Raw genomic sequence first — 11,087 nt, 5'->3', positions numbered from 1 at the left:
GTCTTGCGCTCATGACGCGACGACTTGCTCAGGTGGCGAAGAAGGTGGGAGTCAGCGAGGCCACGGTCAGCCGGGTGCTCAACGGCAAACCGGGAGTCTCCGAATCCACCCGGCAGGCCGTGCTCACGGCGCTCGACGTGCTCGGCTACGAGCGCCCGACCCAGCTGCGCGGCGAGCGCGCCCGCCTGGTCGGCCTGGTCCTGCCCGAGTTGCAGAACCCGATCTTCCCCGCGTTCGCCGAGGTCATCGGCGGAGCCCTCGCCCAGCAGGGGCTCACGCCCGTGCTGTGCACCCAGACCAAGGGCGGCGTCTCCGAGGCCGACTACGTCGATCTCCTCCTCCAGCAGCAGGTCTCCGGCGTCGTCTTCGCGGGCGGGCTCTTCGCGCAGCGCGACGCCCCGCACGGGCACTATCAGCAGCTCGCCGACCGCAAGGTGCCGGTCGTCCTCATCAACGCCGCCATCGAGCACCTCGACTTCCCCGTGGTCGCCTGCGACGACGCCGTGGCGATGGAACAGGCCTGGCGCCACTTGACGTCCCTGGGTCACCAGCACATCGGCCTGGTGCTCGGGCCGCCCGACCACGTCCCCTCGCGGCGCAAGCTGGACGCGGCCCGGGCGCTCGCCGCCGCGGCCGGCTCCGCCCTCCCCGAGGACCGCGTCGAGCGCGCGATGTTCTCCCTCGAGGGCGGCCAGGCCGCGACCTCCCGCCTCCTGGAGCGCGGCGTCACCGGCATCATCTGCGCCAGTGACCCGCTCGCGCTGGGCGCCGTGCGGGCCGCCCGGCGCCGCGGGCTCGACGTGCCCCGGGACGTCTCCGTGGTCGGCTACGACGACTCGGCGTTCATGAACTGCACCGAGCCTCCACTGACCACCGTGCGCCAGCCCATCGAGGCGATGGGCCGCGCCGCCGTAGAGCTGCTCTCCGCGCAGATCCAGGGCGGTGTGGTGCCCCCGGGTGAGCTCCTCTTCGAGCCCGAACTGGTTGTGCGCGGCTCGACCGCGCAGGTACCGCGCTAGCCGATCGCCTCTCCTCGTCACCCAGCGCGCCGGGCCCGCCACCCGGCGCGCTGTTGTGTGCCCGGACCCTGCCCGCCGCGTACAACGCACTGTCGAAGTTTTACGAAATCAGCGCGAGATATTGCGCTGTTGTGGCGCCGGTGGTTGAGTGTGCCGCGCCCCGCTGCCGTCAGCGACGGGCCTTCCACGCTCCTCCCTAAGGGGTCCTCCCGATGAGACGCACCTGGTTCAGCCCCGCACCACGCCTTCGCCGCACCGCCGCCACGGCCCTGGCCGGCGCCCTCGCCCTCACCGCGCTCGCCGCCTGTGGCACCAGCAGCGACACCGGAAGCGGCGACAGCAAGCCCGGCACCGGATCGAGTGACCCCGCGGCCCCGCTCGACCCCAAGACCACGGTGGACCTCACCATCGACTGCATGCCGCCTGCCGCCAAGGCCGCCGAGCTCAAGGAGTGGAAGCAGGACGTCGCGACGTTCAACAAGACGTATCCGAACGTCCACATCGTCGGCAGGTCGACGCCGGGGCAGTGCGAGGAGCCGCCCCGTTTCACCGCGGCCCTGAAGGCGAAGTCCCAACCCGACGTCTTCTACACGTACTTCACCGATCTCCAGCAGGTCCTGGACAACAACGGCGCCGCCGACATCTCGGCGTACGTCACCGCCGCCTCCGTCCCCGCCCTGAACAGCATCGACCCGGCCGTCATGGGGGTGTACAAGAAGGACGGCAAGATGTACGGCCTGCCCACCAGCAACTACCAGATGGGCATCATGATCAACCGGAAGCTGTTCCAGCGGGCCGGGCTCGACCCCGACAAGCCGCCGGCCACCTGGGACGAGGTCCGCGCCGACTCGCGGGCGATCGCGGGGCTCGGCGGCGGCGTATACGGCTACGGGGAGTACAGCGCCGAGAACACCGGCGGCTGGCACTTCACCGCCGCGATGTACAGCCTCGGCGGCGACGTGGTGGGCGCCGACGGCAAGGCCGCCTTCAACAACGCCACCGGCAAGCAGCTCCTCCAGCAGCTGCACGACATGCGCTGGAGCGACCGGAGCATGAGCCCGACCCAGCTCCTGAAGTGGGGCGACCTCCAGAAGCAGATCACCGCCGACAAGCTGGGCATGTTCCTGGCCGCGCCGGACGACATCGCGTACATGGTCCAGCAACTCGGCGCGAAGTACGAGAACTTCGGCATGGGCCCGATCCCCGGTGCCAAGGCCACCCTGACCGGCGGCAACGGCTACATGATCAAGCAGGGCAGTTCGCCCGACAAGATCAAGGCCGCGATCGCCTGGCTCAACTTCAAGAACCTCTCGCCGGGCAAGGGCCAGTTCGACTGGGCCCGCACCAAGGCCGACCACCTGCCGGTCGGCGTGCCGCAACCCAACTTCTTCACCGGCGACGTGAAGGCCACCGACCTCAAGGCCCGTACCGACAACGCCACCATGCCGGTCGCCAACTTCGCGCCCTACCTCGGCAATCCGGTCCCCGGCAAGGCCGAGCCGCCCAAGGCGCAGGAGGTCTACAAGGTCCTCGACAACGCGATGTCCGGGGTGCTCACCAACGAGGACGCCGACATCGCGAAGCTGCTCTCGACCGCCCAGACAGGGGTCGACCAGGTCCTGGCGAACCAGTAGCGCGTACGGCGGCGGGGGCCGGAGCCCACGCTCCGGCCCCGCCCGCCCCGGACTCAGGAGTGACGATGTCGGCCTCCACACTGCCCGCACGGGAGACGGCCCTCCCGCCCCAGGGCGCCGAGCGGCCCGGACAGCCCGGGCGCAGCGGGCTCACCCGGGCGCTGCGGCGCAACCTCACCGCGCACGGCTTCCTGATCGGCGCCGTGCTCTGCTTCGCGTTCTTCTCCTGGTACCCGATGGTCAGGGAGTTCGTGCTCGCCTTCCAGAAGACCAAGGACGGGCGCACCACCTGGGCCGGCTGGTCCAACCTCAGTTACGTCTTCCACGACCCGGCGTTCTGGCAGGCCTGGCGCAACACCCTCCTCTTCACGGGCCTCGCCCTGGTCCTCGGCTTCGTGCTGCCCTTCCTGGTCGCCGTACTGCTCAATGAACTCCGGCACGGCCAGGGCTACTTGAGGCTTCTCGTCTATCTGCCGGTGATGCTGCCGCCGGTCGCCTCGGTGCTGCTCTTCAAATACCTCTACGACCCCGGATACGGCCTGTTCAACCGGATCTTCGACCTGTTCGGCCTGCCCGCGCAGCAGTGGCTCCAGTCCACCGACACCGCCATGGTCTCGGTGGTGATCGCGGCGACCTGGATGAACATGGGCAGCGCCACCCTCGTCTATCTGGCCGCGCTCCAGGCCATTCCGGGGGAGCTGTACGAGGCGGCCGAGCTCGACGGCGCGGGGCTGCTGCGCAAGATCTGGCACGTCACGGTGCCGCAGACCCGGCTCGTGCTGTCGCTGATGTTCCTGATGCAGATCATCGCGACCATGCAGGTGTTCACCGAGCCGTTCCTGCTCACCAACGGCGCGGGACCCGAGGGCTCCACGACGACCGTGGTCTACCTCATCTACCAGTACGCCTTCAACTTCAACAACTACGGCGGCGCCGCGGCGCTCGGCCTCTGCCTGCTGGTGCTGCTCGCGGGCTTCTCGGCGATGTACGTACGCCTCAGCCGCGACAGCGACACCTAGCTCCGTCGGGGTGCAGGGACGGCTACGACAGGAACGACGACCGGATACGGACTGAGGAACCATGTCGACACGCACACTCATCTCACCGGCCACCCTCGGCCGCCCCCGGGGCAAGGTCGTCTACTGGACCGTCCTCACCCTGGTGATGCTGCTGTTCACGCTCGTCTTCATCGGGCCGCTGTACTGGATGGCCGTCAACGGGCTCAAGTCCACCGAGGAGTTCACCCGGATCCCGCCGACGCTCGTCCCGCATGGCGTGCACACCGACAACCTCACCAACGCCTGGCGCGTGATGGACTTCGCCAAACTGCTGCTCAACACGGTCTGGTACGCCTTCGGGGCGCTCGCCTTCCAACTGGTCCTGGACGTGGCCGCCGCCTACTCGCTGTCCAAGCTGCGCCCGGTGTTCGGCAAGGCGATCCTCGCGATGATGCTGGCCACCCTCATGATCCCGGCGGCCGTCCTCGTCGTACCGCAGTATCTGACCGTCCTCGACGTGCCGATCTTCAAGCGCAACCTGCTCAACACCCCCTGGGCGATCTGGCTGCCGTCCGTCACCAACGCCTTCAACATCTTCCTGCTGAAGCGGTTCTTCGACTCGATCCCGCGCGAACTCCTGGACGCCGCCTCCATCGACGGCGCGTCCCCGCTGCGGACCCTGCGCTCGGTGGTGCTGCCCCTCTCCCGGCCGATCCTCGGCGTCGTCTCCATCTTCGCGGTGGTCGGCGTCTGGAAGGACTTCCTCTGGCCGATGCTCACCCTGCCCGACCCCGGCAAACAGACCCTCAATGTGGGCATCTACTCGCTCGCCCAGGGGGTGCCCGAGAACTGGCTCACGGCCGCCCTCGCCATGGCGTCGATCCCCACCCTGCTCATCTTCATCGTGTTCCAGCGCAACATCATGAGCGGTCTCACCGCGGGCGGCCTCAAGGGCTGACCCCGACGGCTCCGCCCTCCCCGCACTCCACCGCCGGCCCCATCCACCCTGCCCCCGCCGCACCAACGGGGCCGGCGGCGGGATCCGACCTGCCCGAAAGGACCGTCCCGTGGCAGCCCACGAAAGCGACGACTGGTGGCGCTCCGCCGCCATCTACCAGGTGTACGTACGCAGCTTCGCCGACGGTGACGGCGACGGCACCGGCGACCTCGCGGGCGTCCGGGCGAACCTGCCCTACCTCGCCGAACTGGGCGTCGACGCCCTGTGGTTCACCCCCTGGTATCTGTCCCCGCTCGCCGACGGCGGCTACGACGTGGCCGACTACCGCACGATCGACCCCGCCTTCGGCACCCTGGCCGAGGCCGAGAAGCTGATCGTCGAGGCCCGCGCCCTCAATATGCGCACCATCGTCGACATAGTGCCGAACCACATATCGGACCAGCACATATGGTTCCAGGCGGCCCTCGCGGCCGGGCCCGGCAGCCCCGAGCGAGAGCTCTTCCACTTCCGGCCCGGCCGCGGCGAGCACGGCGAACTGCCGCCGAACGCCTGGCCCTCGCAGTTCGCGGGCGAGACCTGGACCCGGGTCGAGGACGGCGAGTGGTACCTCCATCTGTTCACCCCCCAGCAGCCCGACCTCAACTGGGCCCACCCCGCGGTGCGCGAGGAACACGAGGACGTGCTGCGGTTCTGGTTCGAACGCGGCGTGGCGGGCGTGCGCATCGACTCGGCGGCCTTGCTCGCCAAGGACCCGGAACTGCCCGAGTTCGTCGAGGGAGTCGACCGGCACCCCTACATCGACCGCGACGAACTCCACGACATCTACCGCTCCTGGCGGGCGATCGCCGACGAGTTCGGGGCGGTCTTCGTCGGTGAGGTGTGGCTGCCCGACAGCGAGCGCTTCGCCCGCTATCTGCGCCCCGACGAACTGCACACCGCCTTCAACTTCACCTTCCTCACCTGCCCCTGGGACGCCGCGCTGCTGCGCGCCTCCATCGACGACACGCTCGCCGAACACGCCCCGGTCGGCGCGCCCGCCACCTGGGTGCTGTGCAACCACGACGTGACCCGCACCGTCACCCGCTACGGCCGCCAGGACACCGGCTTCGACTTCGCGACCAAGCGCTTCGGCACCCCCACCGACCTGGCGCTCGGCACCCGCCGGGCACGCGCCGCGGCCCTGCTGTCGCTCGCGTTGCCCGGCTCGGTCTACCTCTACCAGGGCGAGGAACTGGGCCTGCCCGAGGCGGACATCGCACTCGACCGCATCCAGGACCCCATGCACTTCCGCTCCGGCGGGGTCGACCCCGGCCGCGACGGCTGCCGCGTCCCGCTGCCCTGGACGGCCGAGCCGTGGACCACGCCCTGGCTGCCGCAGCCCCCCGGCTGGGAGCGGTACGCCGCCGACCGCCAGGCCGGCGACCCCTCCTCCATGCTGGCGCTCTACCGGCGGGCGCTCCTGCTGCGACGCACCCAACCGGGCTTCGGCGACGGAGAGTTGACCTGGCTCGCCGCCCCGGACGGGGTGCTCGCGTTCGCCCGTGAGGACGGCCTGCGCTGTGTGGTCAACCTCGGCGAGGAGCCGGCCGTGCTGCCCGCGCACCGCTCGCTCCTGCTCGCGAGCGGCCCCCTCGCCGACGGGCTGCTCCCCAAGGACACGGCGGTCTGGCTGCGCGCCTGACCCCGTCCGCTCATCCCCGCTCCGTCCCCCACGAAAGGGAGTCCCTCATGCGCATGATCAGAGCGGCGATCGACGCCGTACGTCAGGAGCCACCGCCCTCCGCGCCCGCCGGGGCGGTCCCCGGGCGCACCGCGGCCGCCCGGCGGGCCGCCGCCGCGGTGGCCTCGCTCGCCTGCGCCGTGGCACTGGGCGCGGCCGGGCTCGGCGGCGGCGCCCCGGCCTCGGCCGCCGAATCCGCACCGCTGTCCCCGCTGGCCGTGGCGGGCCGGGGCGCCACCGTGCCGTTCACCGAGCTGGAGGCGGAGGCCGCCGCCACCAACGGCACGGTCATCGGCCCCGACCGCACCTACACCACGCTGCCCTCGGAGGCCTCCGGCCGCAGCGCGGTGAAGCTCGACGCGGCGGGCCAGTACGTCGAGTTCACGCTGCCCAGAGCCGCCAACGCCGTCGACATCCGCTACAGCGTCCCGGACAACGCGGCGGGCACCGGCATCAGCGCGCCCGTCGAACTCAGCTCCGGCGGCGCCAAGCTGAAGGACCTCACCTTCACCTCCAAGTACGGCTGGTTCTACGGCAGTTACCCCTTCCAGAACCAGCCGGGCGACAAGCCCCACCACTTCTACGACGAGACCCGCGCGCTGCTGGGCAGGACCCTGCCCCAGGGTGCGAAGGTCAGGGTGACGCTGCCGTCGACCGCCGCGACCCCCTGGGCCGTCGTGGACCTCGCCGACTTCGAACTCGTACCGGACCCGGTGGGCCGGCCCGCGGGTTCGCTGTCCGTGGTGGACTACGGCGCCGACGCGAGCGGTGCGGCCGACTCGACCTCCGCCTTCCAGCGGGCGGTCGACGCCGGAAAGGCCCAGGCCAAGGTGGTCTACATCCCCACGGGCACCTTCAAGCTCACCGACCATGTGGTGGTGGACCAGGTGACCCTGGCCGGGGCGGGACCCTGGTACTCGGTGCTGACCGGCCGCAGCTCCACCGACCGCACCCGGGCCGCCGGCATCTACGGCAAGTACGTCGGCGGCGGCGGGTACAAGGGAGGGATACGCCCCTACGAGGCGGGCGGGCCCAGCCGGGACGTCGTCCTGAAGGACTTCGCGCTGATGGGCGAGATCACCGAGCGGATCGACGAGGACCAGGTCAACGGGATCGGCGGCGCCCTCAGCAACTCCACCGTCGACAATGTATGGCTCCAGCACACCAAGGTGGGTGCCTGGATGGACGGCCCCATGGATGGCTTCCATATAAAGAACAGCCGGATCCTGGATCAGACGGCGGACGGCGTCAACTTCCACTGGGGAGTGACCCATTCCTCGGTCGAGAACACCTTTCTGCGCAACACCGGTGACGACGGTCTGGCCATGTGGTCGGACACCGTGACCGACGCCAACAACACGTTCCAGAACAACACCGTGGTCGCGCCCGTCCTCGCCAACAACATCGCCCTGTACGGGGGCAGGGACAACGCGGCCACCGACAACGTCGTCGCCGACACGGTCACCAACGGCGGCGGGCTGCACGTCGGCAACCGGTTCGACGGCGTCAACCCCGGCAGCGGCACCGATGTCCAGGGCACCATCACACTGGCCCGCAACACCACCATCCGAGCGGGCAACGCGGACCTCGGCTGGCCGTTCCCGATCGGCGCGGTCTGGTTCGACTCCCGTAACAGCACCATGGACAAGGCGGCGGTCAACGTCACCGACACCGACATCCTGGACAGCTCCTACGCGGCCATCCACTTCGTGTCCGGCACCACCAAGGGCGTCTCCTTCTCCCGAGTGAACATCGACGGCACCGGCACCTTCGCCCTCCAGTTCAACGACCCCGCCCAGCTCAGCATGGCCGGGGTCACGGCGAAGAACCTCGGGTTCTCCGAGCCGGTCTACAGCTGCCTCGGCGGCAACCTCGCCCTCACCCAGGGCGCGGGCAACTCGGGCTGGAACGGCAAGCTGCCCGCCACGTACTGCGGTGAGTGGCCGAAACCCAACTACGACCACGGCGGCTCCACCACGCCCCCGAGCAGCCCGTCACCCACCGGTCCCGGCTCGCCGTCGCCCAGCACCCCGCCCGCCGACCCCGACCTCGCCAAGGGGCGCCCGGTCACCGAGACCTCGCACACCCAGGTCTACGACGCGGCCAAGGCCGTCGACGGCGACGCCAACACCTACTGGGAGAGCGCCAACAACGCCTTCCCGCAGTCGATCACCGTCGATCTCGGCTCGGTACGGAGCGTCGGACGGCTGGTCTTGAAGCTGCCGCCCGCGACCGCCTGGGGCGCCCGTACCCAGACGCTGTCCGTGCTCGGCAGCACCGACAACGGCTCCTACGGGCAACTCCTCGCGAGCCGCGGCTACACCTTCGACCCGGCCACCGGCAACCGGGCCACCCTCACCCTGCCCGCGAACACCACCACCCGCTATCTGCGGCTCACGGTGACCGCCAACACCGGCTGGCCGGCCGCCCAGTTCAGCGAGTTCGAGGCGTACGCCCCCTGACGGAGCGGCACTTCGACGCCCCTTCGACGACTCCCGACGCCCCTTCGGCGCCCCGGGCCGCCGCGCACACCCGCGCGGCGGCCCGGGGCTCTCGCGTTCCCGGCCGCCTCAGACGGGCAGCGGGCGCGGCGGGCGGGGGCCGATGTAGTGGCCGCTGGGACGCATCCGCAGGGGGCGTTCCGCGTACTCCTCCAGGGCGTGGGCGATCCAGCCCGCCGTGCGGGCCACCGCGAACACCGTCTCGCCGGCCTCGGCGGGCATCTTGAACGCGACGCTCATGACGGCCAGGGCCAGATCCACGTTGGCGTGCAGCGTGGTGTGCCGGGCCGTCGTGTCGATCACGTCGCGCGCCGCGGCGAGCGCGTCGCGGGCCTCGGGGATCGCGTCGAGCAGCGCGAACAGGGCCTGGGCGCGCGGGTCCTCTCCCGGGTAGAGACGGTGGCCGAGGCCCGGCACCCGCCGCCCCGAACGCAGATGGTCGGCGACGACCGGGGCCGCGCCGCCGCGTTCGAGCACCTCCGCCAGGGTGCGGTGGGCAAGGCCGCTGGCGGCGCCGTGCAACGGCCCCTCCAGGGCGCCGAGCCCCGCCGAGACCACGGCGTACGGATGGGCGCGGGCGGAGGCCGCCACCCGGACGGCGAGCGTGGAGGCGGCCAGGTCGTGGTCGATGAGTAGGGCAAGTGCCGTGTCGAGCAAGCGAATTGACTGCTCGTCAGGGGCCAGTGAGGTCAGGCGCCGCCACAGCTGCCAGGCGAGCCGGCCCTCGCCCCGGTGCTCCGCGCCCACCGTCGGCAGCGCCCCCACCAGGGTCGGGATCAACATGCGGCCACAGCCCAGGACCGCCGCGGGATCGAGGTCGAAGCGCAGCGGATCGGCCGCCGAGACCGCGACCGCCGCGGCCCGCAGCCGGTCCATCGCGCCACTGTGCGCGGGCAGTGCGCCGACCGCGAGCCGGGCCGCGTCCAGGAACCGCGGCGGCGCGGTGAAGCGCGGACCGTGCGTCAGCTGCCCGGTCCACACCCACTCCGCGACCTCCTCGAAGCCGTAGGCGGTGGCGAGTTCGACCGCGTCGACGCCGCGGTAGTAGTAGCGGTCCTTGTCGATCAGGGTGAGCGCGGTGCGGAACGTCAGCTCGCCGCCCGCACCGGCGGAATGGGGCTCCCTGCGGCCGCCGCGCCGGGCGAGGGCGTCGACCTCCTTGGCGTCGAAGGTGGAGCCCCGCCCGCCGGGGGCGCGCTCGCTGCTCAGCTGCCCGCGGCTCACATACGCTCGCACACAGCCGCACCTTCGAGGACGTCTGGCATCTGATGTTCCACGGCGAGCTGCCCGACGCCGCGGCCCGCGCCGCCTTCACCGCCCGCACCGCACGGCTGCGCCACCTCCCCGAGGGCGTACGCCGGGTCCTGCCCGACCTCGCGCGCACCGGCGCCCCGGCCGGCCCGCTCGCCGGAGTGCGCACCGCGCTGTCCCTGCTCGGCGCGGCCCAGGGCTTCCGGCCCGTCTACGACCTGGACGGCGCCGGCCGCGCCGAGGACGCGCTCGCCGCCTGCGCCGCCGTGCCCACCCTGCTGACCGCCCTGCACCGGCTCGGCCAGGGCCTTGAGCCCGTCGAGCCCCGCGACGACCTGCCGTACGCGGCCAACTACCTCTACATGCTCACCGGTTCACTGCCCGAGCCCGAGCGCGTGCGGGCCATCGAGCAGTACCTCATCTCCACCATCGACCACGGCTTCAACGCGTCCACCTTCACCGCCCGCGTCGTCGCCTCCACCGGCGCCGACGTCGCCGCGTGCCTGGTCGCCGCGGTCGGCGCGCTCTCCGGGCCCCTGCACGGCGGCGCCCCCAGCCGCGCCCTGGACACCCTGGACGCGATCGGCACCCCCGACCGCATCGACGGCTGGATCCGCGAACGCGTCCTGGCCGGCGAGCGGATCATGGGTTTCGGCCACCCCGTCTACCGCACCGAGGACCCCCGCTCCCGCATGCTGCGCGACATCGCGCGGGGCTTCGGCGGGCCGCTCGTGGACTTCGCCGTCGAGGTGGAGCGCCAGGTCGAGACGATCCTCGCCGAGCTCAAGCCGGGCCGGGAGCTGCACACCAATGTCGAGTTCTACGCCGGCGTGGTCATGGAGCTGTGCGGGCTGCCCCGCGCGATGTTCACCCCCACCTTCTGTGCCGCGCGGGTGGTCGGCTGGAGCGCCAATATCCTGGAGCAGTCGGCGGACTCGAAGATCATTCGCCCGGCGGCCCGCTATGTGGGCCCGCCCCCGCCGCAGCCGGTCCCCGCACTCTGAAA

7 protein-coding genes and 1 pseudogene are annotated in these 11,087 nt (G+C 71.3%); 7 read left to right on the top strand and 1 reads right to left on the bottom strand.

Annotated features, from left to right (window positions below; genetic code table 11):
* Positions 1 to 11: 11 nt before the first annotated feature.
* The 6 genes from DWB77_RS10010 (at position 12) to DWB77_RS09985 (ending at position 8,791) form a co-directional block, all read left to right on the top strand.
* Positions 12 to 1,019, top strand: coding sequence for a LacI family DNA-binding transcriptional regulator (locus DWB77_RS10010; protein ID WP_120720916.1), 1,008 nt, complete (start codon positions 12 to 14; stop codon positions 1,017 to 1,019).
* Positions 1,020 to 1,231: 212 nt separating this feature from the next.
* Entirely contained in the window at positions 1,232 to 2,653 is a 1,422-nt protein-coding gene (locus DWB77_RS10005) for an ABC transporter substrate-binding protein (RefSeq protein WP_120720915.1), read from the top strand.
* Positions 2,654 to 2,718: 65 nt separating this feature from the next.
* Positions 2,719 to 3,672 carry a carbohydrate ABC transporter permease gene (locus DWB77_RS10000; protein ID WP_120720914.1) on the top strand — a complete coding sequence of 318 codons (954 nt, stop codon included), beginning with the start codon at positions 2,719 to 2,721 and terminating at the stop codon, positions 3,670 to 3,672.
* A gap of 61 nt (positions 3,673 to 3,733) precedes the next feature.
* Positions 3,734 to 4,609 (top strand): carbohydrate ABC transporter permease, encoded by an 876-nt coding sequence (locus DWB77_RS09995; RefSeq protein WP_120720913.1) that lies wholly within the window; start codon positions 3,734 to 3,736, stop codon positions 4,607 to 4,609.
* Positions 4,610 to 4,718: 109 nt separating this feature from the next.
* Positions 4,719 to 6,290 carry a glycoside hydrolase family 13 protein gene (locus DWB77_RS09990; RefSeq protein ID WP_120720912.1) on the top strand — a complete coding sequence of 524 codons (1,572 nt, stop codon included), beginning with the start codon at positions 4,719 to 4,721 and terminating at the stop codon, positions 6,288 to 6,290.
* Positions 6,291 to 6,337: 47 nt separating this feature from the next.
* Positions 6,338 to 8,791, top strand: a complete 2,454-nt coding sequence (locus DWB77_RS09985) for a discoidin domain-containing protein (protein WP_246033484.1) — start codon at positions 6,338 to 6,340, stop codon at positions 8,789 to 8,791.
* A 108-nt stretch (positions 8,792 to 8,899) separates the two neighbouring features.
* On the opposite strand, the gene DWB77_RS09980 is transcribed toward DWB77_RS09985, so the two are convergent.
* Complete coding sequence (locus DWB77_RS09980) at positions 8,900 to 10,066, bottom strand: citrate/2-methylcitrate synthase (protein ID WP_120720911.1); 1,167 nt, start codon at positions 10,064 to 10,066, stop codon at positions 8,900 to 8,902.
* Between DWB77_RS09980 and DWB77_RS09975 the strand changes: the two are divergent.
* Positions 10,060 to 11,085, top strand: a pseudogene (locus tag DWB77_RS09975) (citrate/2-methylcitrate synthase); the annotation flags it as partial. The gene DWB77_RS09980 and the pseudogene DWB77_RS09975 sit on opposite strands and share 7 nt — an antisense overlap.
* Positions 11,086 to 11,087 lie beyond the last annotated feature (2 nt).

Source organism: Streptomyces hundungensis (genome assembly GCF_003627815.1).
Classification (GTDB): Bacteria; Actinomycetota; Actinomycetes; order Streptomycetales; family Streptomycetaceae; genus Streptomyces; species Streptomyces hundungensis_A.
This window is presented reverse-complemented; position numbering and strand designations above follow the sequence as displayed.